The sequence below is a fragment of the Prevotella sp. KH2C16 genome, from assembly GCF_900113305.1.
Lineage (GTDB): Bacteria > Bacteroidota > Bacteroidia > Bacteroidales > Bacteroidaceae > Prevotella.
Genome location: NZ_FOOW01000003.1, coordinates 39453 through 63556 on the forward strand (window position 1 = coordinate 39453; position 24104 = coordinate 63556).

The 24104-nt window shown below is 46.1% G+C and carries 16 protein-coding genes; 7 read left to right on the forward strand and 9 right to left on the reverse strand.

Going from position 1 to position 24104, the window contains the following annotated elements:
- Positions 1–1462 precede the first annotated feature (1462 nt).
- From rd to BM114_RS14585, 6 genes are all read right to left on the reverse strand, one after another.
- A complete protein-coding gene (rd, locus tag BM114_RS03020; RefSeq protein WP_092110272.1) occupies positions 1463–1624 on the reverse strand; it encodes a rubredoxin in 162 nt (53 codons plus the stop codon).
- 936 nt (positions 1625–2560) lie between these two features.
- Positions 2561–3667, reverse strand: coding sequence for an alanine dehydrogenase (ald, locus tag BM114_RS03030; protein ID WP_092110276.1), 1107 nt, complete (start codon positions 3665–3667; stop codon positions 2561–2563).
- A gap of 86 nt (positions 3668–3753) precedes the next feature.
- The gene (locus BM114_RS03035) at positions 3754–4467 is read right to left on the reverse strand and encodes a DUF2461 domain-containing protein (RefSeq protein WP_092110278.1); all 714 of its coding nucleotides are present in this window, start codon (positions 4465–4467) and stop codon (positions 3754–3756) included.
- 12 nt (positions 4468–4479) lie between these two features.
- A complete protein-coding gene (gene nth, locus BM114_RS03040; RefSeq protein ID WP_092110280.1) occupies positions 4480–5127 on the reverse strand; it encodes an endonuclease III in 648 nt (215 codons plus the stop codon).
- A gap of 107 nt (positions 5128–5234) precedes the next feature.
- On the reverse strand, positions 5235–5867 hold the full coding sequence (locus BM114_RS03045) for an OmpH/Skp family outer membrane protein (RefSeq protein WP_092110282.1): 633 nt from the start codon (positions 5865–5867) through the stop codon (positions 5235–5237).
- Between the two features lie 11 nt (positions 5868–5878).
- Complete coding sequence (locus BM114_RS14585; protein WP_092110284.1) at positions 5879–6079, reverse strand: hypothetical protein; 201 nt, start codon at positions 6077–6079, stop codon at positions 5879–5881.
- An 88-nt stretch (positions 6080–6167) separates the two neighbouring features.
- On the opposite strand from BM114_RS14585, the gene BM114_RS03055 reads away from it, so the two are divergent.
- Both BM114_RS03055 and BM114_RS03060 read left to right on the forward strand, forming a co-directional pair.
- The gene (locus BM114_RS03055; RefSeq protein WP_092110286.1) at positions 6168–7622 is read left to right on the forward strand and encodes an aminoacyl-histidine dipeptidase; all 1455 of its coding nucleotides are present in this window, start codon (positions 6168–6170) and stop codon (positions 7620–7622) included.
- Positions 7623–7994 carry a hypothetical protein gene (locus BM114_RS03060; protein WP_092110288.1) on the forward strand — a complete coding sequence of 124 codons (372 nt, stop codon included), beginning with the start codon at positions 7623–7625 and terminating at the stop codon, positions 7992–7994.
- 477 nt (positions 7995–8471) lie between these two features.
- On the opposite strand, the gene gyrA is transcribed toward BM114_RS03060, so the two are convergent.
- On the reverse strand, positions 8472–11117 hold the full coding sequence (gene gyrA, locus BM114_RS03065; protein ID WP_092110290.1) for a DNA gyrase subunit A: 2646 nt from the start codon (positions 11115–11117) through the stop codon (positions 8472–8474).
- A gap of 584 nt (positions 11118–11701) precedes the next feature.
- Between gyrA and BM114_RS03070 the strand changes: the two genes are divergently transcribed.
- Both BM114_RS03070 and BM114_RS03075 read left to right on the forward strand, forming a co-directional pair.
- On the forward strand, positions 11702–14032 hold the full coding sequence (locus BM114_RS03070) for a GH92 family glycosyl hydrolase (protein WP_092110293.1): 2331 nt from the start codon (positions 11702–11704) through the stop codon (positions 14030–14032).
- 19 nt (positions 14033–14051) lie between these two features.
- Positions 14052–14855 carry a DUF4886 domain-containing protein gene (locus tag BM114_RS03075; protein ID WP_092110296.1) on the forward strand — a complete coding sequence of 268 codons (804 nt, stop codon included), beginning with the start codon at positions 14052–14054 and terminating at the stop codon, positions 14853–14855.
- A gap of 50 nt (positions 14856–14905) precedes the next feature.
- On the opposite strand, the gene BM114_RS03080 is transcribed toward BM114_RS03075, so the two are convergent.
- Positions 14906–16789 (reverse strand): heavy metal translocating P-type ATPase, encoded by a 1884-nt coding sequence (locus tag BM114_RS03080; protein ID WP_092110299.1) that lies wholly within the window; start codon positions 16787–16789, stop codon positions 14906–14908.
- A gap of 153 nt (positions 16790–16942) precedes the next feature.
- A complete protein-coding gene (locus BM114_RS03085) occupies positions 16943–18244 on the reverse strand; it encodes a DUF3078 domain-containing protein (protein WP_092110301.1) in 1302 nt (433 codons plus the stop codon).
- 141 nt (positions 18245–18385) lie between these two features.
- Here BM114_RS03085 and BM114_RS03090 point away from each other — a divergent pair, with 141 nt between their 5' ends.
- From BM114_RS03090 to BM114_RS03100, 3 genes are read left to right on the forward strand one after another with little or no spacing between them, the layout of a single operon-like run.
- A complete protein-coding gene (locus BM114_RS03090) occupies positions 18386–19990 on the forward strand; it encodes a CTP synthase (protein ID WP_092110302.1) in 1605 nt (534 codons plus the stop codon).
- A 3-nt stretch (positions 19991–19993) separates the two neighbouring features.
- A complete protein-coding gene (gene yidC, locus BM114_RS03095; protein ID WP_092110304.1) occupies positions 19994–21925 on the forward strand; it encodes a membrane protein insertase YidC in 1932 nt (643 codons plus the stop codon).
- Positions 21915–24086, forward strand: coding sequence for a dipeptidyl-peptidase Dpp5 (locus tag BM114_RS03100; protein WP_092110307.1), 2172 nt, complete (start codon positions 21915–21917; stop codon positions 24084–24086). Before yidC ends, BM114_RS03100 begins: the two co-directional genes overlap by 11 nt.
- The last annotated feature ends 18 nt before the right edge of the window (positions 24087–24104 follow it).

Here is a 24104-nt window from a genome sequence, read left to right on the forward strand (position 1 = left end):
AGGTTATACTTTTGTTGGAGGATTTTCTCCAGAACTTACCGGAATGGATACTACCTTGCCAATTTATCCGTCGTCAACCCCTACGATTTTTTCAGGCGACAAGAATAACAATGAGATTGCTGACAATGGTGATGCTGTAGCTATTCTCAATTTCTCAACATCTACCGAGGATGGATCTATGCTTAAAGCTGTAACACTACACGGATTAGAATTTACTTGTGCTTACGATGCTACAGATGGAGAAAATCATGGAGCTTTATGGCTTAAACACTGTGGTTTTGTTAACATAAAGGACTGCCGTTTCTATGGCAATGTTGGTAAAGGTAAGCTTGGTGGTATGGCCATCACCTCACAGTATAGTCATCTTGTAGCAACCAACTGTCAATTTTTTGATAACGAAGCAAAAAGCCGAGGAGCAGCATTACGCTTCTCCTCAAACGATAAAAATCGTGGGGTAGGCATCATCAACCGTTGTGCTATATATAATAATAAGGTAGAAGACGGTGTGGGGAGTGCCATCCTCGTACAACATGGCAAGGCTCTATATGTTGTCAATTCCACCATAACAGGAAATAGTACAAAAACACAGTCTGGAGCAATTTACTCTAATGGATCTGGAACATATTCTAATAAGGTGATAGTCATAGGCTCCACCATATCAGGAAACCAAGGTGGTCCGCAAATACAAATAGCCGCGAATGCTGATTTGAGTATTGCGAACTCCATTGTCGTAGGCGATAAATTTCCGGCTTTTACCCTTGCTTCAGTTAAGAACTTTCTTTCTGGTGGTTTTAACTTAACTAGTGATACAACTCAAGAATGGATTTTCAGCGATGATGCCGATGAGCAGAACGATTTTAGCAAAATCTATGGCAATGTTCAGATTAATGAAAACTACCTTCTCGTACCACAAATAACAGAAGGAAAATATAACATGGAAACACTGGGCGACGCTGTCTCAACATGGAATATTCCTGTTGATATTACGGTTGACCAGACTGGCACTGTACGCACAAACAAGTCGCTTCCTGGTGCATATGCTTCTGTCTTAACTTCGGGTATAAAGCAAGTGAATCGGAACATGTCGATTAATAAGGTACAATATGGTATTGACGGAGTGCGTATAGGCGGTATTCATCATGGAATAAGCATTATCAACGGAAAAAAAATAATCAACAGATAAATATCAATGAAAGCAAAACAAACGACTCACAGCAGGTAAACGATAAGGAACAGGGTATGTCGTATATGCACAGTAAAACACCCCCATGCCCTTCGAATATTACATTTAACTCGAAGGGCTGTTTTCTATAGAGTTACTATCGATATCAGACAAAGCAGAAGTTTCACCTTTCTATGCGTAAGTACCTGTTTTTATATTACTGTTCAGATTCTAAAAGAAAAAAGCTGCGCCAATCAGTATGTATTGGACGCAGCTCTTTTATATCAAGGCTATTGGGAATCAGTCTTCAGGACTGAAATCCTCTTTCCCGACACCGCATTCCGGGCATACCCAGTCTTCGGGTAAGTCCTCGAATGCTGTTCCGGGCTGAATGCCGTTATCCGGGTCTCCTACTTCCGGGTCATAAACCCATCCGCAAACATTACATACATACTTCTTCATGATGTCCTTGTTTTAATAATTAGAAAAAATTAATCTACTACTATCTTTTCAGAATATATATTCCGACGATTTTTAGATTTGTCTACAAAAATAATAAATAATATCAAATAAGACAGGGTTTTTATATATAATTTTTATTAAAAGCTTTGTTATATGCTTCGCTTGAGAGAAAGAAGAAAATTGATTAATAAATCTTGAATGGCAGAACTTCGGAGGAAGTTTCTCAAAGAAAAATTTGGATTCCGCAAATGAATTTGCTATATTTGCATGCGTTTGGACATTATCATTGGGAAATATAGAATGGGGTAAGATGTTTTTATGTGTATGCGTTCTCTGTAGTTGTCAACATAACTACATCAAAGATAAAACAGAGACCTGCAATGACTCTCTCATTCAGGTCAAGTTTAATTTATCCCCTGAAAGATATCAAAAGAAAGGACTTTTCTTTGTTCTTGATAATGATACTGTCCATGTCTATAATAGATATTTCTCTGATAAGGGAAAGAACCGGCTGGTTTTACAATTCAGCATTTCCCTCGATTCTATCATTATACATGAATATCAGACCTGCGGAATAAAGTCTTTGCTGTCAAAATATTGCGAGATCATACAATATGATAAGAATACAGCAGACACCGTCCTCCGCAACCAAAAGGATTTTAATCGCAAATGGACAATAATCTATGTTTTATCTAAACATAATCTCAAATATTTCAAACATGACTTAACTGGGTATGAAGTATTCAGATATACTCATAATGCAGATCTGCATGAGGACAAGTAAAGACATGTAATTCGGAAATCCCCTGATAAAATAACTTCTTTGCATCACAAAAAAATAGACAATAGGCCTGTTGCACATAGTTTGGTCAAGCCTATTGTGCTATTAATTTCCCGCAAGGATATATGGGGCAAGAATCTACCATGCTCCTGCTATTACAATGTCAAAGGCTCATAAGTTAAGCCAAACACATCTGCTATGGCTTTAAAGACAACTTTTCCGCCAACGATGTTCAGACCTTTATATAGAGCAGCATCTTCCTTGCAAGCTTGCTTCCATCCTTTATCTGCCAGTTTCAGGGCATAACGAAGCGTGGCGTTCGTAAGAGCGATGGTTGAGGTGTTCGGGACAGCTCCTGGAATATTGGCAACCGCATAATGAACAATACCATCCACGGTATAAATCGGATTGCTATGGGTCGTCGGATGCGAGGTCTCGAAACACCCGCCTTGGTCTATTGCTACATCAACTAACACCGTTCCCGGTTCCATGAGTTTCAGCATATCTCGGGTAATAAGATGGGGAGCTTTATCCCCCGGGACAAGTACGGAGCCAACAACAATATCGACATCACTTAACTCTCGCTGTATATTATGAACTGAGGAATAGAGCGTATGTACATTCACGGGCAACTCCAGCTGCAACTGGCGCAATCTGGACAGGTTGATGTCCGTGATATATACTTCAGCTCCCATACCGGCAGCCATACGCGCTGCAGCCTCTCCTACTGTACCACCACCAAGCACAAGCACCTTGGCCGGCTTCACTCCGGGAACACCACTAATAAGCTTGCCCTTACCGCCATGCGTTTTCTGCAGATAGTAGGCACCTTCCATAACTCCCATTCGTCCTGCAACCTCGCTCATTGGGACAAGAAGGGGCAAACGGCCATCTGAAGTCTGAACCGTCTCATAAGCTAAACATACGGCTCCACTCTTTAGCATGGCATCTGTCAGCGGACGATCACATGCGAAATGGAAGTAAGTAAAGATTAGTTGTCCATCACGGACCAGTGAGTATTCTGGCATAATAGGCTCCTTTACTTTCAGAACCATGTCAGCTATAGCATATACATCTTCTATGCTCGGGAGTATTCTGGCTCCCACCTTCTCGTACATTTCATCAGTAAAGCCGCTCCCCTCTCCTGCCGTATGTTGTACATACACTTCATGGCCATGGCGGATCAATTCAGATACTCCCGCCGGGGTCATACCCACGCGATTCTCATTGTCTTTGATCTCTTTTGGAATACTAATTCTCATGATAGAATGATTTAAGAAGTTAAAAATTATCTGCGGTAAATATACAAAAAAATCCTATACAGTGTACAGGATTTAAATATTTTTTATCATTCGTAGTCGTCTATCACTGAATTTATGATGTCCATCATGGGTTTAGCTATCTTGAAGTAGTCTGTAATCTTCTTTATCCAGCCATCACCTTCAAAGAACTCCTCTGATACTATATGCCATGCAGCATAGTCTTTCATCTTCAGGTAGTCGAGAAATTCATAGTCAGAGGGAAATCCCTTAGGCGCGGTACGGAGAAAAGAAATGCCGAATCCTTTTTCAGAAATAGTCCCATCCTCTTCCCAATATCCTTTGCCTGGATAGCCATAGAGCTTTATGAACTTCCCGTTTTCTACCGCGTGTCGCCATCCGTCAATATTCCCCATTATCTCGTTTCGGCATGAAGTGAGGATGTTTGTTGGAAGCCAATAATTCCCAGTGCAAACGAAACATTGGCCTGGTTGGATATGAATATAATAACCACCACGCAATGCCTTACGCCCGTGGGAGCAGATAAAGGCTCCAAAATGTCTTTTATAAGGCGACTTGTCTTTTGAGAAACGGATATCCCGATAAAATCGGTAACAGCAGTCCTTGGCCGTAAGATGGGATATCTCCGGATCAAACTTGGATATTTCGGCTATCAGCCTCCCCACCCCGTCTTCAAAATCAGCCTTACACGCCTCGTATTCAGCCTTATGTTCTTGAAACCATGGGCGATTATTATTAGCTGCAATATCTGAGAGAAACTTCAATATTCTCTGTATGTCCATAATCTTTGATCTTTATAATTTGGAATTTTCCAATAGCTTCGGGCAAATTTCGTCAAAAGGACATGCTGCACATTTGGGGCGAGTGCTCTGGCAAATATAACGACCATGTAGCAAAAGCCAGTGATGCGCACTGGGAACATCACTCTCTGGGATATTCTTCATTAACTCCTGTTCTACTTTCAATGGAGTATTGGCTGCCTGAGAGACAAGTCCTAAGCGATGGCTTACCCGATAGACATGAGTATCAACTGCCATGGCTGCCCTTCCAAACCATACGGCTTGAAGCACATTCGCGGTCTTGCGACCAACTCCAGGAAGTTTAATCAGGTCTTCCATTACAGAAGGCACCTCACCTGCAAAATCATTTACTATCATACGGGACATCTCAACCAAATGACGCGACTTAGCGTTGGGATAACTTACCGACCGCACAAATTCAAAAACATCTTCCGGTTCCGCCTTTGCCATCTCTTCTGCTGTCGGATAGCGGCGAAAGAGTTCTGGGGTAACCTGATTGATACGCTTGTCGGTACACTGGGCACTAAGCACCGTAGCACAAAGCAACTGGAAAGCATTGGAGAACTGGAGTTCCGTAGTTACAATCGGTTCCTTTTCACGAAAGTATTCAAGTATGTATTGATAGCGTTGCTGACGGGTCATATAAGAATAAGAATAAGATTAAGGTACGCATACAATAATATATCTGGAAAATCCCTGTCTTCCTTTCGAAAGAGCAGGGACTTAAATCTACAAAGCCACGACAGATACTACTTTTTCTTTGCAGGAGCATTATTTTCTTCTACAGAAGTTTCCTTTTTAGCAGGAGCACCTCTATAAGCCTTATTCAGACCTGTAACAACTTCGTCGGTAATATTAAAAGCCTTATCAGCATAAAGGAGGTTATCTCCAGACTTGCTCAGAATGAGACTGTATTTCTTGTCTGCATTATACTTTGCGAGGAAATGTTGAATGGAATCCCTAAGAGCCTCGTTATATTTTTCTGTTTCTGCCTGAAACTCATTAGTAAGACGCTGGTTTAATGCCTGAAGGTCATTACCCTGCTTTTGAAGATTAGCCTGAATACCCTCAGCTTGTTCACGAGTATAGGCATTTTGCTGAAGCTTCTGCTGGAAATTGGCTGCAGCTGCTTGCAGTTGTTGTTGCTTGGCAGTTAGTGTATTTTGTATATTGTTACCCTTCTTCTCGAGAATCTTGGCATATTCCTTACAGAAGGCATATTGCGTCATGATAGAGTCCACCTCTACATAGGCAATCTTTAAATCTGAAGGAGCACTCTGTCCCGGAGTCTTTTGATCTACTTGTGGATTACTTTGGTTACATGATGCTACGGCACAAGCTATTGTTGCGACTGCCATTGCTTTGAAAATCATTTTTTTCATAATCTAATATTTTATTTTTTCAAATTCCGGTTCTTCCCTCTCTCCTCTCGATCCTGATCAATTACGCAATGAATACCGAGTTTACGGAGCGCAGGATTATCGTGAACATGCTGCGAAGAGAATCTTCCATTCTTTCTAACAATCACCTTTACGCAAAGTAAAGCAACTGCTATAGCAATTATTAACACGCTTAATAGCAATGTTCCAATCATTTTTGTTAAATTTGCAATGTCAACAATGACGATTATCGGAACAAAGGTAACATTTTAATATCAAAAGACAAAATAAAATATCACAAAAATGAGTAATGTAGAGTTAAAACCTGCTCGCGTCTTTGAGCAATTCGCAAAAATTAATCAGATTCCCCGTCCTTCGAAGCACGAAGAAAAGATGATTGACTATCTAAAAACTTTTGGGAAAAGTCATGGCCTTGAGACAAAAGTCGACGAGACGGGAAATGTACTTATAAAGAAGCCAGCAACTCCAGGTTATGAAAATTGCAAGACCACGATTCTTCAAAGCCATATGGATATGGTGTGCGATAAACTGGTAGATGTTGATTTTAACTTTGAAACCGACCCGATTCAGACTTATATAGATGGAGAATGGATGCATGCTAAAGGCACCACCTTGGGTGCTGATGACGGCATTGGTGTTGCCATCGAACTTGCCATACTCGATTCTGACGATATTGAGCATGGTCCCTTAGAGTGTATGTTCACGCGTGATGAAGAGACAGGACTTACAGGAGCCTTTGGGATGAAGCCCGGATTCATGAGTGGAGACTATCTCATTAATCTTGACTCGGAAGATGAAGGTGAAATCTTCATCTCGTGTGCCGGAGGTATCAATACCGCAGCTACACTCACATATACACGCGAATCTGCACCAGAGAATTATTTCTTTATGCTCGCATCCCTAAAGGGGCTGAATGGCGGCCATTCGGGGGATGACATTGAGAAGAAGCGGGCCAATGCCATCAAGATTCTGTCTCGATTCCTGTATAATGAATCCCAGAAAACTGACCTTCGCCTTGCACAATGGAATTCTGGACGAATGCATAATGCAATTCCCCGGGACGGAAAGATTATCTTCGCTGTCCCATTTGACAAGAAAGAAGAAATCAAGGCCGATTGGAATCAGTTTACGGTAGCGGTTGAAGATGAATACCATGTTACTGATGCAACAATGGTATGGACTCTCGAAAGTACCGATGTACAAACCGTCATGCCCAAGACAACAAGCGAAAAACTGATTCTTGCACTTCAGGCACTTGATAACGGTGTGTTTGCAATGTGCCAGGACGAAGCACTTGCATGGATGGTAGAGACATCCAGTAATGTGGCAAGCGTACAGAGCTCAGAAGATAAAGTTGTTGTCGTAACCAGCCAGCGTTCTAATGTTATGAGCAACCTCCGCAATATGGCCAATACCATCAAAGCTACATTTCAGTTAGCTGGTGCAGATGTTGTCCAGAATGATGGTTATCCAGCCTGGAAGATGCGTACCGACTCTAAACTTCAGGAAATCACAATTGAGGCCTATAAAAAACTTTTTGGCAAAGAACCTAAAGTCCTGGGAATCCATGCCGGGCTTGAATGTGGACTTTTCTCTGAAAAATATCCCAACCTCGACATGGTAAGCTTCGGCCCAACTCTTCGTAATGTGCATACTCCGGACGAGAAGCTTCTTATCCCCACAGTACAAATGGTGTGGAATCATTTATTGGAAATTCTGAAGAATATACCTAAATAAATGAAGCACAGTTTTGTTATTCTCATGTTTCTATCCGCAGCCATTTTTACAGGCTGCGGACAGAAACATTATGCCAAACAACTTATCTCTGACTTTCTTGACAAAAACCTGAACGATCCGAATATCGGAAGTATGTCGTATGGTGAGCTTGATTCAACAATCTACATTACCGACAGTATAATTCAAGTCATGCATCAACAGGCAGACACGATGAAGGCTTTCAGGCCGAAGATTCAATATAATGCAAAAGACAAACTTGCCGAGAAACTGCTTTTCATGACTGTGAAATTCAAGCAAGACAACGAAAAGCATACATATACATTCTACTTTGACTACGGACTTCAGGAGATTTTGGCTTTTAAGAGAAACTGAAATAGCATAACCTCATTATATTAAAAAGAGTTATAGCTATATATCAACATGTCTTTTTTACTTAAAAAGTAGTCTATTTAGTACATTTTAAAAATAAAAAACTCCAAAAGATTGGAGATTTCTATATTTGTCGTATATTTGCAACATAGTATTAGGGTAAGAAAAGATCAGCCTGTCCAGTCTGGTGGATTCCTTCTCATGTGAATGACGAGTTTCTCTGCTAAATTTATGTATTCCCTTTTAGTTGACTGTCCAACTGGTTATATTCAACTTACCCATGTAAATTATACTTTCATTTAAAGCAATTTAATAATCCTCAGCAAGTGATTTGTAGAGGATTATTTTTCATATGTCCTATTCATGGAGATGAAAGATAGATAATTTAAATGCTTAGCCAATAAAAAAAGAAAGGCCTCCAATTCAGGAGGCCTCACTTTTCAAATTCACTCTTTCCGCCTAAGGAAAAACAGAAAGGGCTTATTCATCTATTGGCTCAGCATCATCAAAACTTACAAGTGGAGCCTGGTTATCAGAAGAATTGTCTTCCAAGGCGTCAATCTCGTCGTCAGGTACTGTCGCAGAGGTGTTGTCGCTCTTGATTTCCCCGCTCTTCTTTGCCCACTCGGCACGACTTTCTTCTTCGACCGTAGCCTCGAGTTCAGAACTCATGACCTTGCAAACACTTGCAATTACATCATTCTTCTTGGCAAGGTTGATGAGCCGGACGCCCTGAGTATTCCGGCCCATTACACGAACATCGGCAACGGCAAGTCGGATTGCAATACCACTCTTGTTGATAATCATCAGGTCGTTTTCATCCGTAACAATCTTGATGGCAACGAGCTCGCCCGTCTTTTCCGTAACATTCAAGGTGCGCACCCCTTTGGAGCCGCGGTGAGTCTTGCGATACTCTACTACCTGAGAACGCTTGCCATATCCTTCTTCACTCACTACCATCACGGTTTCCTCATCCGGTTTGTTGACAACCACCATTCCTATCACGGCGTCGTCAGCGCCGTCAAGGGTCATTCCCTTAACACCGGTGGCAGTACGCCCCATAGTGCGCACCTCTGTCTCATCAAAGCGGCAGGCACGACCGTGCTTGTCGGCAAGAATCAACTCGTTCTCACCATTGGTCAGACGAACATCTACCACCTCGTCGCCTTCGGCAATGTTAATGGCAATCACACCCTTGGAGCGTGGGTTAGAATAAGCCTTCAGGGAGGTTTTCTTGACGGTGCCGTCCTTGGTTGCAAAGACTACATAATGACTATTCACGAATTCCTCGTCCTCCAAGCCACGGCCGCGAAGACGAAGGAAAGCGTTTACGGCATCATCGGCCTCTATGTTCAGCAAGTTCTGAATGGCACGCCCCTTGGAAGTCTTGTCGCCCTCAGGGATATTGTAGCACTTGAGCCAGTAGCAGCGTCCCTTCTTCGTGAAGAAAAGCAATGTCTGGTGCATGGTCGCGGGATAGATATACTCCGTGAAGTCGGTGTCCCGCGTATGGGCTCCCTTACTCCCGACGCCGCCTCGGGCCTGCTCACGGAAGTCCGCCAAGGGAGTGCGTTTGATATAGCCCAAATGACTCACCGTAATAACCACGGGATCGTTCGGATAGAAATCCTCGGCGTTAAACTCGTGTTCGGCGGGGATAATCTCTGTGCGTCGTGCGTCGCCGTATTTCTCCTTTACCTCGTTGAGTTCGTCCTTCATTACCTTCTTGCAGAGTTCCGGATCATCGAGAATAGACTGCAGATAGACAATCTGAGCCTGCAACTCGTCAAATTCTGCATGCAACTGATCCATGCGCAGGCCTGTAAGCTGCGAGAGGCGCATGTCTACAATGGCCTTACTCTGCAAACTGTCGAGTTCAAAACGCTGCTCCAAGTTTGTCTGGGCTTCTGCCGGCGTCTTGGAAGCACGGATAATGTGCACCACCTCGTCAATGTTGTCGCAGGCAATAATCAGCCCCTCGAGGATATGAGCACGCTCCTGGGCTTTCTTCAAGTCGAATTTCGTGCGGCGGATGGTTACATCATGGCGATGCTCTACGAAGTATTTGATGCACTCCCGCAAGCTAAGCAAGCGAGGACGGCCCTTTACGAGGGCGATGCAGTTGACGGAGAACGAACTCTGAAGTGCCGTCATCTTGAAGAGCTTGTTCAAAATCACATTGGCATTGGCATCTCTCTTCACATCGACAACGATACGCATGCCTTGCCGGCCGGTCTCGTCGTTGACATTGGAGATACCGTCGAGCTTGCCTTCCTTCACCAAGTCGGCAACATACTCTATGAGCTGCTGCTTGTTCACGCCGTAGGGAATCTCCGTAACGACGATCTTGTCGTGGTTGTCGCCGGCCTCGATTTCTGCCTTCGCACGCATTACGATGCGACCGCGACCCGTCTCATAAGCCTGCCGGACACCTTCCAGACCATAGATATACGCTCCCGTGGGGAAATCCGGAGCAGGAATATACTCCATCAGGCCGTCTATGTCAATCTCCGGATTATCAATATAGGCGCAGCAACCGTCAATGACCTCACCCAGGTTATGGGTCGGGATGTTGGTTGCCATACCCACTGCGATACCATTGCCGCCGTTTACCAGCAGGTTTGGAATCTTCGTGGGCATTACGACGGGCTCCTGAAGCGTGTCGTCGAAGTTGTTCGTCATGTCGACGGTATCCTTCTCCAGGTCGTCCATGATATGCTCGCCCATGCGGGAGAGGCGGCACTCAGTATAACGCATGGCCGCAGGGGAGTCTCCGTCAACGGAGCCGAAGTTACCCTGCCCGTCGACAAGTTTGTAGCGCATGTTCCAGTCCTGTCCCATACGCACCAGCGCCCCGTACACCGAACTGTCGCCATGAGGATGATACTTACCTAATACCTCGCCTACTACGCGGGCGCATTTCTTATAAGGGGTGTTACTGGTGTTTCCGATTCCAAGCATTCCGTAGAGAATTCGGCGGTGCACCGGCTTGAACCCATCACGAACATCCGGAAGGGCGCGAGCTACGATTACCGACATACTATAGTCGATGTAGGAGCTCTTCATCTCTTCCTCGATGTTAATCTTTTTGATCCTGTCCTGATCAATCGTCAGATCTTCATCCATTTTTCTTAATATTTATTTTTCTGATTAATTATAATCGTTTACTCTGCAGTTTAGAAACCTCGAAATCGCCACAGAGCCCCTTTAAACGCCCCAGAATCGATTTTCGCGTTTTCTAACAAGGTTCAAAATTACAAAAAAAAATCGACATGCGAAAACTTTTCAAGCTGTTTTTAGGGCATATATCACTACTTCGCCCACCTTTTTTAATAGATAGTTTAGGCAGAGGCCGCTTACTGCACGACAAAATCGGCGAAATCGTGGGACAAAATCGGCGATTTTGTAGTATAATCTCGCCGATTTTGTCAGGCTCGCAACGGCTTTTTATACTTGTCATTATATGTAGCTGTCAAACAAGAACTCGTCTCTGCCGATTCGATTCCTATTAAAAGGCACGATATACATACTTTTTATATAAAATAAAACGGGCATAAGGAGAAAGTCAAAAAAAAGTAGTATCTTTGCCATCGTAATCCAAATACCGGAAAGATGAATGTGTTCCCAATGGCAATCGGCATAGACGATGCGGGCTGCGCCCTACTCGTCTTAGTCCGATTCCTATACGACAACGAAAAACAAGCATACCTATGAACAAGAAGACTATCATTGCTACCCTGTTGGTTCTCAACAGCCTTAACCTTTGTGCTCAACAACCCGGAAGACTGTCGGCCTATGTGAACCCGATGATCGGCACGGGAGGCATGGGACATACCTTCCCCGGAGCCTGTGCACCGTTCGGCATCGTACAGCTAAGTCCCGAGACCGATACCATTCCACAGAACCTAAACGGCAAATACCAGCCGAAGGTCTATTCCTATTGCGCCGGCTATCAGTATGACGACACCTCTATCGTAGGCTTCTCGCACACGCACCTGAGCGGAACGGGGCACAGCGACCTCGGCGATATCATGGTGATGCCGCAGACCGGGAAGCTGGTTTTGAACCCCGGCACCAAAGACAATCCCGATGGCGGCTATCGGTGCCGTTATTCACACTCCACGGAGAAGGCTTTCCCCGGCTACTACGAAGTAACGCTAAGCGACAACCAGGTGCGCTGCCAGTTCACGGCCACTCCACGAGTAGGCATTCACAAATACACCTTCCCGAAAGATACGGAAGAACGACTTATCATCGACCTCCTGCATGGAATCTACAACTACGACGGCAAGGTTTTGTGGAGTTCCCTGCGGGTGGAGAACGACACCTTGCTCACCGGTATGCGCCTGACTAACGGATGGTCGCGCGGCAACTATACCTACTTTGCCATCTCCCTTTCAAAACCGATTAGGGATTATGGGTATAAAGACATGAGAGAGCCGAAATACAAAGGCTTCTGGAGGAAGTTCGACACCCATCACAACTTCCCCGAAATGGCGGGGCAAAGCATCGTAACTTACTTCAATTTTGAGAACGACGGACAGCCTCTCATCCTGAAAGTCGCGCTTTCCGGAGTAAGCACAGACGGGGCTTTAAAGAACTTGAAGTCAGAAGTTTCCGGAAAGCCTTTCGAGCAAATAGTCAGAGAAACCAATGATTCATGGGAACGGGAGCTAAGCATATTGGAATGCAAGGGAACCTCAGACCAGAAGACGATGCTCTACACCTCGCTCTATCACACCATGATCAATCCGTCGATTTACATGGATGTCGACCGCAAATACCGTGGCGTGGACGGCAATATACACACGGCAGAAGACTTCGACAACTATACCATCTTCTCCGTATGGGACACCTATCGCGCCGAACACCCGCTGCTCGGGTTGCTGAAGACCTCGCGCAACACCAATATGGTCAAGTCGATGATCAAGCACCAGCAACAGGAACGGCTCCACATGCTTCCCGTATGGAGCCTCATGGGCAACGAGGGCTGGTGCATGACGGGGTATCATGCCGTAACCGTAGTAGCAGACGCACTGGTCAACGGGGCTGCCCTTGACACGGAAGAAGCCCTGAAGGCCATGGTGGAAACCTCTAACTGCAAGTATTTTCCAAGTGTTGAGAAGTATCGCAAGCTGGGCTATGCCCCCTATGACAAGGATGCTACCGCAGCCTCCAATACCCTTGAATACTCACTTGACGACTTTACCATCTACGCAGCGGCACATAAGCTCGGCAATAAAACCGTCTCGGACGAATATGCCAAGCGCGCCCTGTTCTATCGGAACACATTTGACCGCAAGGCCGGATTCGCCTCTCCCCGTTACGAGAACGGCAAGTTCAAGGACAATCTGGACCCCTATCAGACCTATGACGAAGGTTTCATCGAAGGCAATTCCTGGAATTTCTCCTTCTCTGCACCGCAAGATGTCAAAGGCCTGATGAATGAATTCGGCGGCGAGAAGACCTTCCAGAAGAAGTTAGACCAGCTCTTCGAGATGAACCTTCCTGCCAAATACTATGAAGACAATGAGGACATAGAGGCGGAATGCTTGGTCGGAGGCTATGTACACGGCAATGAGCCGAGCCACCACATACCTTATTTATATGCATGGACATCGGCTCCGTGGAAGACGCAGAAATGGATGCGCACCATCATGAACCAGATGTACAGGAACGATATACGAGGACTGGGAGGCAACGATGACTGTGGCCAGATGTCGGCATGGTACATATTCTCAGCCATGGGCTTCTATCCAGTCTGCCCGGCTACCGGCCAGTATGTACTCGGGGCTCCCTACCTTCCCTATGCCAAGGTTGCGCTGGAGAACGGAAAGACGATAACCGTCATTGCAAAAGGCGTCAGCGACAAGAATCGCTATGTAAGGAGCGTGAAGCTAAACGGCCGTCCTTACAGCAAGCTCTACATCACTTATGAAGACTTGACAAAGGACTGTACGATAGAATTCACCATGGGGAGCAAGCCCAACAAGGACCGGGGCTTGAATCCGGAGGACAAACCTTTCTCGCTGGAGAAATAAAAAATAAAGGAAAAAAGAAATGAGGAAGACTGTTTTTTTATTGCTGTTGACCGTCGCCTTGTGTACACAAGCCCGACAAATAAAAGTATTGGCCATTGGCAACAGCTTCTCCGAAGATGCCGTGGAGCAGTATCTTTGGCAACTGGCAGCCGCCCAAGGTGATACCCTCGTCATCGGGAACGCCTATATTCCGGGGTGTCCGATTGAGCGGCACTATAATAACATCCTTGTCGACAAGAAGGAATATGAGTATCGGAAAGTGGTGGATGGCAAGAAAACCAATACCAAGAAGACAGGACTTAGACAGATTATCGAGGACGAAGCATGGGAAATCATCTCCTTACAACAGGCAAGCCACTTCTCCGGAGTGCCCCAGACTTATGAACATCTGCAAGGACTAAAGGCAGAAGTATTAAAGTTTACAACCAATCCAAAGGCTGAAATCATATGGCATCTCACATGGGCCTATGCCCATGATGCCACACATGAAGGCTTTAAGAGTTACGGCCGCAACCAGCGAAACATGTATGAGGCCATTCTGAATGCGGTACGCCGGGAACTTCCGAAAGCCGGAATCCGGCACCTTATCCCGTCGGGCATCGCCATTCAGAACGCCCGCAAAAAGATAGGCGACTACCTAAACCGGGATGGATTCCATCTTTCTTACTCTCTGGGGAGATACACGGCGGCATGCACTTGGTGTGAGTTTCTTACGGGAAAATCAGTTGTCGGAAACCCTTACCACCCAGAAACCTTCTACAGGAAAGAAGCCCGGACTGCCCAGAAAGCTGCTCATAAAGCCTTCAAGACTAAGGTGCTATAACGGCAGAAATCCCCTTTTTCGCTTTTGGAAGAAGGGGATTCCTGTTTTATTCATGCCCTCAATGTACGCATGGCATTGAGAACCGCCAAAACCATCACCCCCACATCGGCAAACACGGCCATGCCCATGGTGGCCAGTCCGAAAGTGGCAAGGATGAGTACAGCCACTTTTACAGAGATGGCAAACGCGACATTCTGGCGCGCGATGCCAATTGTCCGGCGCGCAATTTTTATCGCCGTAGCCAACTTGGACGGTTTGTCATCCATCAAAACCACATCGGCAGCCTCGATCGCGGCATCAGAACCTAAGCCTCCCATGGCTATTCCCACATCCGCACGCGCCAAGACAGGGGCGTCATTGATGCCGTCGCCGACAAAGACAAGGCTTTGGCCGGCCGGCTTTGAACGCAAGATTTCCTCAACCTTGGAAACCTTTTCCGTAGGAAGTAGCTCTGCCTGATACTCATCGAGCCCGAGCTGGCCGGCAACGGAGGCACCCACCTCTCGCCGGTCGCCGGTGAGCATAATCACTTTCTCTACCCCCAGGCCTTTCAGGCGGGAAATCACCTCACGGGAGTCAGCCTTTATCTCGTCGGATATTACGATGTGCCCGGCATATTCACCGTCAATAGAGACATGAATCGTCGTCCCAGTCTGTTCCTTACACTGCTCACACTCGTGGATTTGAACGCCCTGAGCCGCCATCAGCTTCGCATTTCCCACACCTACCAGCTTCCCGTTAATCATGGCGTGGATACCGTTTCCGGCAACTTCCTCGACATCCTCGACCGAGCAGTTGTCTGGCTCGTCCGGGTAAGCCTGGCGCAATGCTGCGGCAATGGGATGAGTGGAATATCGCTCTACATGCGCTGCCATATGCAAGAGTTCGGTGTCAGAGATTCTTTCGGGATGCACGGCGTTGACCGAGAAAACACCCTTGGTGAGCGTTCCCGTCTTGTCAAAGACCACGATGCCGGCCTTGGCAAGCGTATCCATATAATTGCCTCCTTTGACCAAGATGCCGCGACGGGCAGCCCCACCAATTCCCCCGAAAAAGGTGAGGGGCACCGAAATGACCAAGGCGCACGGACAGGAAACGACCAGGAAAGTCAATGCCCGATATAGCCAGACGGAGAAAGACTCGGTGTAACTGTCGGCAAAGAAGGGTGGAATGAATGCCAACGCAAGGGCAAGAAACACTACGATGGGTGTATAGACACGGGCAAAGCGAGTGATAAAGCTTTCGCTCTTCGATTTGTTTTTTCCTGCATTCTCCACAAGGGAGATGATTTTAGAGGCCGTGGACTCATTGAAGACCTTGGTAGTCTGGACTTTAAGCACTCCCGAAATGTTCACGCACCCGGACACAACCTCATCTCCCACGCTGACATCTCGCGGCAAGCTCTCACCCGTCAAGGCAACCGTATTCAGACTCGAACGACCCTCTATGACAACTCCGTCCAATGGAATACGCTCCCCTGGACGGACGATGATGCACTCTCCCACCCCAACCGTCTCCGGAGAAACCGACAATACCTCGCCGTTACGCTCCACATTGGCGGTGTCGGGGCGAATGTCCATCAGGTCGGAAATCGAACCGCGGCTTTTGTCTTCGGCATAGTCTTCGAACAGTTCGCCCACCTGGAAGAACAACATCACAAACACCGCTTCGAGGAACTGGTTTTCTGCACCGGGCAGAAAACCAATCAGCAATGCTCCCAAAGTGGCTATCGACATCAGGAAGTCTTCGTCGAAAGGGTCGCCCTTGCATATTCCCTCCCATGCCTCAGCCAGCACATCGTAGCTTATCAGCAAATAAGGGACGAGATAAACCATGAGTATCCCCCACATTGGAAAATTCAGATGTTCCTCCACAAGCCAAGCTCCGAAAAGGAGTATGGCCGTGAGAATAATTCGTAATAGCTTTTTGTTCATATCCTTTAGTTTTATTCTTTTTCCGATGCAAAGATACGAACTAAAAGATGCAACTCGGTTGCAAAGTCATCCATAGATCTGCCCGTAATTGATATTGGCCATCCTACCCCAACCTCCCAAAATGACTGTCTTAGTGTGCCCGTTATTAGGAGATTAGAAAGAGTATGAGAATCCAATTGACATATACTCTTTCAGCTGCCAATAGCCATGGTTGCCTATACGGGCAACGCCATCGTCAAAGCGGGGATAGACAAACAGCTTGGTCGAAATCCACTTGTTGAACTGGAAGGTAAAGGTGTTCTCCCATTCCAGTTCCGCACGCTCATAGGTTGTATATCCATAAAGGCGGGTCTTCCAACTGATGTTGTCGCTGAACTTCCAGTTTAGGTCTATCGTGAACTGCGAACCGAAATCGTGCAGCTGGTGCTTGTTCTCCTCTATGCCATAGCGGGTGGCAAGGATAGTCCTTTTTACATACTTAAAGTTATAAGCGATGGGGGCAAGGTGAATGGTTCCCGTGAGCCGCTTTTTCAGCCACAACACATTATAGTCCATACCGAGGGAGATGTTCATCACAAAGGGTCCCAAGAACTCAGTGGTAAGCTCGTCGGAATTGCTCTTCCACTGTCTCATGAATTGGGTATACCCCATCACCTGAGCAGTATAATACCATTTCTTTGAGGCCTGCAACCCGAGCTTGCTGGTAAGTCGGAGCAAGTTCTCACTGGTGCGGAAGCTGTGTCTGGTGTCCTCGCGCGATGTCTGAAAGCCGAGTTTCATTTCCAGCCGGTTGTCCCATTTCACTTTCTGCTTGTTGTTATAGTCGGCATTCAAAGTGATTGCTCCCACCATGGAATAGTTGCTCTCACCACCTTGGTACCAGTTCGACGAGACATAGTTCTGCAGGAATTGCAGATAATAATCTCCTGTGAATGCCCAGAAGTTCGGCTTCAGGATTACCACATCTACCGGCGCAACATCAGGCTCAATAGCCTTGGGAGCTACCTGATCTACGATTTCCGGAGCATGGTCTATGCGAATAGGCTCTGCATCGACCGTGCCCCCGATTCTTTCAAGTTGTGTCTCAGTCCTCACAACAAGGTCCGGACGACTCAGATAAAGGTTCAGCATGGCCTTGTCGAGCAGGGTCGGAGTCTTGTCCAAGGAGAAGTTCTTACGGGAAACGCTCTTATAGAAAGTAGGTGGGAGGAAGATGGAATTATATTCTATGCCCGGTTCGGATTCACCCAGCCTTTCCCGTAAAAGCCGCCGTTTGGCAGCACCTGAAAGCTCTGAATCTGCAAGCAGACTGTCTAATTTCTGTCGGAAAATATTGAGGGAGTCCTCGTATTGGAGCAAACGGAGATGATGCCTTTCCCTGCCAAAAGAGGATTGCGCAGAAACCGTAGAAACTCCAAAACACAGACTTAAAAATAGTAAATATTTAAACTTCATACAGTAAACTCAAAATTACGATTGCAAAGTTAAGAAAAAAAATGGAAGAATGAGCAAAAGCGGGGATTAAAAAACAGAAATAGCTTGTTCTTTTCATATTTTTATAGTATCTTTGCAACCTGAATTAAATATTTAAATATTGTGGCAGAAACAAAGTATATCTTCGTTACTGGCGGAGTGGTTTCGTCTCTTGGCAAGGGAATCATTTCCTCTTCTATCGGTAAGTTGCTTCAGGCAAGGGGTTATAATATTACCATTCAGAAATTCGACCCGTATATCAATATCGACCCGGGCACGCTGAATCCTTATGAGCACGGCGAGTGCTATGTTACGGCGGACGGTATGGAGACCGACTTAGACCTTGGACACTATGAGCGCTTTACGGGTATCCAGACCACTAAAGCAAATTCCATGACGACGGGAAGAATTTATAAAAGCGTTATTGACAAGGAGCGTCGTGGAGATTATCTCGGCAAAACAATCCAAGTGGTTCCACATATTACAGACGAAATCAAGCGTAACATCAAATTGCTCGGCCAGAAATATCATTACGATTTTGTGATTACTGAGATTGGAGGCACTATCGGAGATATTGAGAGTGCACCTTTCATGGAGGCCATCCGACAGATGAAATGGGAACTGGGAAAGAACGCTGTTAATGTACACCTCACTTATGTACCTTATCTCAAGGCTGCCGGCGAGCTGAAGACAAAGCCCACCCAGCATAGCGTCAAGGAATTGCAAAGCGTGGGTATTCAACCAGACATACTGATTCTCAGGACGGAAAGGCATCTTGAGGAGAATGTCCGCCGCAAAGTTGCGGCATTCTGTAATGTGGACTTTGACTGTGTCATCCAGAGCGAAGACCTCCCGAGTATCTATGAGGTACCCGTGAACATGCAGGATCAAGGGCTCGATGCGGCCATCCTAAGAAAGATGGGAGAACCCGTAGGCCCTACTCCTGAGTTAGGACCTTGGAAAGCCTTCCTTGAAAGGAGGAATAAGGCATCAGAGATTGTATGCATCGCATTAGTCGGGAAATACGATTTGCAAGACGCCTACAAAAGTATTCGGGAAAGCCTCTCACATGCCGCAACCTATAATGACCACAAAGTGAAGATTACTTTTGTAAATTCTGAAGAGATAACAGAAGAGAATGTTGCGGAAAAGCTCAAGGGACATGATGGAGTTGTCATATGTCCTGGATTCGGACAGCGAGGTATAGAAGGCAAAATCGTTGCCGCTCACTACACCCGCACCCATGATATTCCAACTTTTGGAATATGTCTCGGCATGCAAATGATGGTTATTGAATTCGCGCGGAATGTACTTGGATACAAGGATGCGAACTCCCGGGAAATGGATGAAAAGACTCCGCATAATGTCATTGACATCATGGAGGAACAGAAAAACATCACAAATATGGGAGGGACTATGCGCCTTGGCCAGTATGAATGTATATTAAAACAAGGGGCAAGGGTATTTGAGATTTATAAGAAAGAAAATGTTCGTGAACGCCACCGCCATCGTTATGAATTCAATAGTAACTATGAGCACGAGTTCGAGCGCAATGGTATGATGTGTGTTGGCCGTAATCCGGAAAGTGATTTAGTGGAAATCGTTGAGATTCCCGGGCTAAAATGGTACATAGGAACACAGTTCCATCCGGAATATCAGAGCACGGTGCTGAAGCCCCACCCACTTTTCGTAAACTTCATTGAAACAGCTATAAAGAATCACAAATAACAAATGGACAAGAATACCATTATCGGCATCATCCTGATAGCCGTAGTATTGATAGGCTTCAGCTGGTGGAATCAGCCTTCTGAAGAAGAGATCAAGGCTCAACAGGAACAGTTGGCTAAAGAAAAAGCAGCAAAAGCCAAAGCCGCCAAAACGGCGCAACTCCAAGCAAAGCAACAGCAAAAGACCAGACAAAAGGTGGAAGAAGATACCACCTCGCTTTTTCATCATGCACTGAAAGGCACTGCTCAAGACATCGTTCTTAAGAATGGGAAAGTAGAACTTACACTAAGTACGAAAGGGGCTACGGTCGAAAAGGTCATCATCAAAAACTATATTTCCCATGAGAAAACCATTAAAACAAAAAGTAATGATGATGACAAGATGGATGTTACTCTTTTCGAGGAGAAAGATCAATCCCTGAATTATACCTTTGCAACAAAGGAAGCCAACATATCCACACAAGATTTATTCTTCCAGCCATCAGAAGTAACCGACACAACGGTTCTCTTTACTGCTCAGGCAGGTGCTGATAAAACCATCCAGCTAAAGTATGTGCTCGGCAAAGACTACATGCTTCACCTGAAGATGAATGTCAAGAATATGGGTGATTTGTTTGCCCCAAACACATCTACGATGTTTGTAGACTGGTATGACAAATGCCGGCAGCAGGAAAAAGGATTTACATTTGAAAACCGCTATGCCACCCTCACCTATCATCAGACTTCCGGCGGTACGGATTATCTAAGTGAGACTTCGGAGAAAGTTGACGAGATGATTGATGATAAAATTGACTGGGTGGCCTTTAAGAACCAATTCTTTTCGGCAGTAATGATAGCCAAGAACGACTTTGCGGAAAAGTCGCTTATGACCTCAATCCCGCAAGAAAAGGAATCGGGGTATTTAAAAAGCTATCGGGCCAAGATGAACACCTTCTTCGATCCGACCGGCAAAACCCCGTCTGAATTTGATTTCTATTATGGTCCTAACGATTTCCGCCTCTTGCAGAAAGTTGAAAACGAAAGCACATTTGGGAAAAATCTGCAGATGCAACGCCTGGTTTATCTCGGCTGGCCGTTGTTCCGCATCATCAACCGGTGGTTCACCATCTATGTATTTGACTGGTTAAGCAAGATTTTCCCGATGGGCGTGGTGCTCATCCTTATCACGCTGCTCCTCAAGGCCATCACCTACCCCATGGTAAAAAAGAGCTACATGAGTTCCGCGAAAATGCGTGTCTTGAAGCCAAAACTCGACGAGGCGACCAGACAATATGACAAACCAGAGGATCAGATGCAAAAACAACAGGCCATGATGAGTGAATATGCCAAGTATGGTGTCTCGCCATTAAGCGGTTGCTTGCCGATGCTCATTCAAATGCCAATCTGGATAGCCATGTTCAATTTTGTCCCGAATGCCATCCAACTGCGTGGACAAAGCTTCCTGTGGATGGAAGATCTGAGCACTTACGACCCCATTTTTGAGTGGGGAAAGAATATTCCGCTGATCGGAGACCACTTAAGTCTTACCTGCATCCTTTTCTGCATTGCCCAGATTCTGTACTCTTGGATGACGATGCGGCAGCAAAAAGACCAGATGGTTGGGGCACAGGCCGACCAAATGAAGATGATGCAATGGATGATGTACTTAATGCCCCTGATGTTTTTCTTCATCTTCAACGATTATTCATCCGGACTTAACTTCTATTATTTCATAAGCCTCTTCTTCAGCGCTGCCATTATGTGGATTCTGCGCAAAACGACCAATGATGAAAAACTATTGGCTATCCTGGAAGCTAAATATAAGGAAAACCAGAATAATCCGCAGAAAATGAAGGGACTCGCAGCCAGAATGCAAGCCATGCAACAGCAGCAACTTGACATGCAAAGAAAGAGAGAAGAACTTGAACGCAAAAAGAGCAAGCTTTATGGCAAATAAAATCATAACGCTGTTCGCGGCTCTCCTATTGGGCTGCAGCAGCATGCAAGCACAGACAATGATAGGCAAAAACAATATTAAACTCTCGTCAGACCTTATGTCGCCGGAGGCATTGTGGGCTATGGGGAGAATCGGCGGAGCACAAGTTTCGCCCGATGGGAAGCATGTGGTTTATCAAGTTTCCTATTATAGCGTAAAGGAAAACAAGAGCCATACCATGCTTTTCATTCAGTCAACAAAGGCTGGCAAGCAAATCTCCAAACCTACTCAGCTTACTGTAGACGCAAAGAACGAGACAGATGCGGCATGGATTGAAGGAGGAGAAAAGATTGCCTTTCTCCGCGAAGGGCAGCTTTGGAAGATGAATCCTGACGGAACCGGCAGAGTGAAGCTCACTTCTTCCAAGATAGACATTGAGGGATTCAAGTTCTCTCCTGATGGAAAACGGGTACTCCTCATCAAAAGTCTGGAATCCCATCAATCCATCCAGAAGAATCCGGAAGACCTCCCGAAGGCAACGGGAAGGGTCGTTACCGACCTCAACTACCGGCATTGGGACCACTATGTAGAATCGGTGGCACATCCATTTATCGCAGAGGTTACAGGAAACAAGGTCGACGATGGAATTGATCTTCTGGAGGGAGAGCCCTATGAGTCTCCCACGGCTCCTTTCGGGGGTATCGAACAGTTTGACTGGAGCAGAGATTCCAAAGAGGTGGCCTACACCTGCCGCAAGAAGACTGGCGTTGACTATGCCGTCTCCACGGATGCAGACATCTACCTATATAATATAGAGACCAAGGTCACAAAGAACCTTTGCAAGCCGGGAAACTATGTAGAGCCAAAGATCGACCCGACCAAGAGCATGCGCAATCAGGCCGTAAACCATCAGTCAGGCGATATGAATGTGGGCTATGATGTCAATCCCAAGTTCTCTCCCGACGGACAATACATCGCGTGGCAGAGCATGGCCCGCAACGGATATGAAAGCGACCGAAACCGCTTGTGTATCTACAATCTGACCACGGGAGAAAAGAAGTATGTAACGGAGAGTTTCGATTCCAATGTAGATGACTATTGCTGGAACAGCGATTCGAAGTCTTTATACTTCATTGGTGTATGGCATGCGGTGGAAATGGTCTACCAAACCAACCTGAACGGAGAAGTAAAACAACTCACCGACGGCTGGTACGACTACGGCTCGGTACAACTATTAGGAAATACCAAGCAACTGCTTGTTACCCGCCATTCATACCTCCACCCGGACGACCTCTTTGTATTAACTCCCAACAAGAAGGAAAAGAAGTCGGAAGTGAGTCAGATTACAGACGAGAACAAGCACATTTTCGACCAGCTCGCAATTCCTACTGTCCAACAACGCTGGGTCAAGACAACCGACGGAAAGCAAGAACTTGTCTGGATAATTCTCCCTCCGCATTTTGACGCAAATAAGAAATATCCAACCTTGCTCTTCTGTGAAGGCGGACCGCAAAGCCCCGTCTCACAGTTCTGGAGCTATCGTTGGAACATGTCGATTATGGCAGCACACGGCTATGTGGTCGTTGCCCCTAACCGCAGAGGCCTTCCGGGATTCGGAATGGAATGGAACGAAGCCGTGAGCCAAGACTGGACCGGGCAGTGCATGGATGACTATCTCTCGGCCATTGACGATGCTGCCGAGAATCTCCCGTTCGTTGACAAGGAACGCCTGGGGGCAGTTGGAGCCTCTTTCGGCGGTTTCTCGGTTTATTATCTTGCCGGGCATCATGACAAGCGCTTCAAGTGCTTTATTGCCCATGACGGAGCGTTCAACCTCGAGTCGATGTATACCGATACCGAAGAGGCATGGTTCTCTAATTGGGAATATGACGATGCCTACTGGAACAAAGACCAGACCGAGGCGGCAAGGCGCACTTACGAGAACTCTCCTCACAAGGCAGTAGATAAGTGGGATACGCCTATCCTGTGCATCCATGGGGAAAAGGATTACCGCATCAATGCCAATCAGGGATTCGGAGCCTTTAATGCCGCACGCATGAGAGGTATTCCTGCCGAACTTCTCATTTATCCTGATGAGAACCACTGGGTATTGAAGCCCCAGAACGGCATCTTGTGGCAACGCACTTTCTTCAACTGGCTCGACCGTTGGCTGAAACAGTAAATTGCGCATGTAACGAAT

Excerpts from the sequence above, each read along its gene's own strand:
- rd (WP_092110272.1), bottom strand. The coding sequence starts at position 1,624 with ATGAAGAAGTATGTATGTAATGTTTGCGGATGGGTTTATGACCCGGAA.
- ald (WP_092110276.1), bottom strand. The coding sequence starts at position 3,667 with ATGAGAATTAGTATTCCAAAAGAGATCAAAGACAATGAGAATCGCGTG.
- BM114_RS03035 (WP_092110278.1), bottom strand. The coding sequence starts at position 4,467 with ATGGACATACAGAGAATATTGAAGTTTCTCTCAGATATTGCAGCTAAT.
- nth (WP_092110280.1), bottom strand. The coding sequence starts at position 5,127 with ATGACCCGTCAGCAACGCTATCAATACATACTTGAATACTTTCGTGAA.
- BM114_RS03045 (WP_092110282.1), bottom strand. The coding sequence starts at position 5,867 with ATGAAAAAAATGATTTTCAAAGCAATGGCAGTCGCAACAATAGCTTGT.
- BM114_RS14585 (WP_092110284.1), bottom strand. The coding sequence starts at position 6,079 with ATGATTGGAACATTGCTATTAAGCGTGTTAATAATTGCTATAGCAGTT.
- BM114_RS03055 (WP_092110286.1), top strand. The coding sequence starts at position 6,168 with ATGAGTAATGTAGAGTTAAAACCTGCTCGCGTCTTTGAGCAATTCGCA.
- BM114_RS03060 (WP_092110288.1), top strand. The coding sequence starts at position 7,623 with ATGAAGCACAGTTTTGTTATTCTCATGTTTCTATCCGCAGCCATTTTT.
- gyrA (WP_092110290.1), bottom strand. The coding sequence starts at position 11,117 with ATGGATGAAGATCTGACGATTGATCAGGACAGGATCAAAAAGATTAAC.
- BM114_RS03070 (WP_092110293.1), top strand. The coding sequence starts at position 11,702 with ATGAACAAGAAGACTATCATTGCTACCCTGTTGGTTCTCAACAGCCTT.
- BM114_RS03075 (WP_092110296.1), top strand. The coding sequence starts at position 14,052 with ATGAGGAAGACTGTTTTTTTATTGCTGTTGACCGTCGCCTTGTGTACA.
- BM114_RS03080 (WP_092110299.1), bottom strand. The coding sequence starts at position 16,789 with ATGAACAAAAAGCTATTACGAATTATTCTCACGGCCATACTCCTTTTC.
- BM114_RS03085 (WP_092110301.1), bottom strand. The coding sequence starts at position 18,244 with ATGAAGTTTAAATATTTACTATTTTTAAGTCTGTGTTTTGGAGTTTCT.
- yidC (WP_092110304.1), top strand. The coding sequence starts at position 19,994 with ATGGACAAGAATACCATTATCGGCATCATCCTGATAGCCGTAGTATTG.
- BM114_RS03100 (WP_092110307.1), top strand. The coding sequence starts at position 21,915 with ATGGCAAATAAAATCATAACGCTGTTCGCGGCTCTCCTATTGGGCTGC.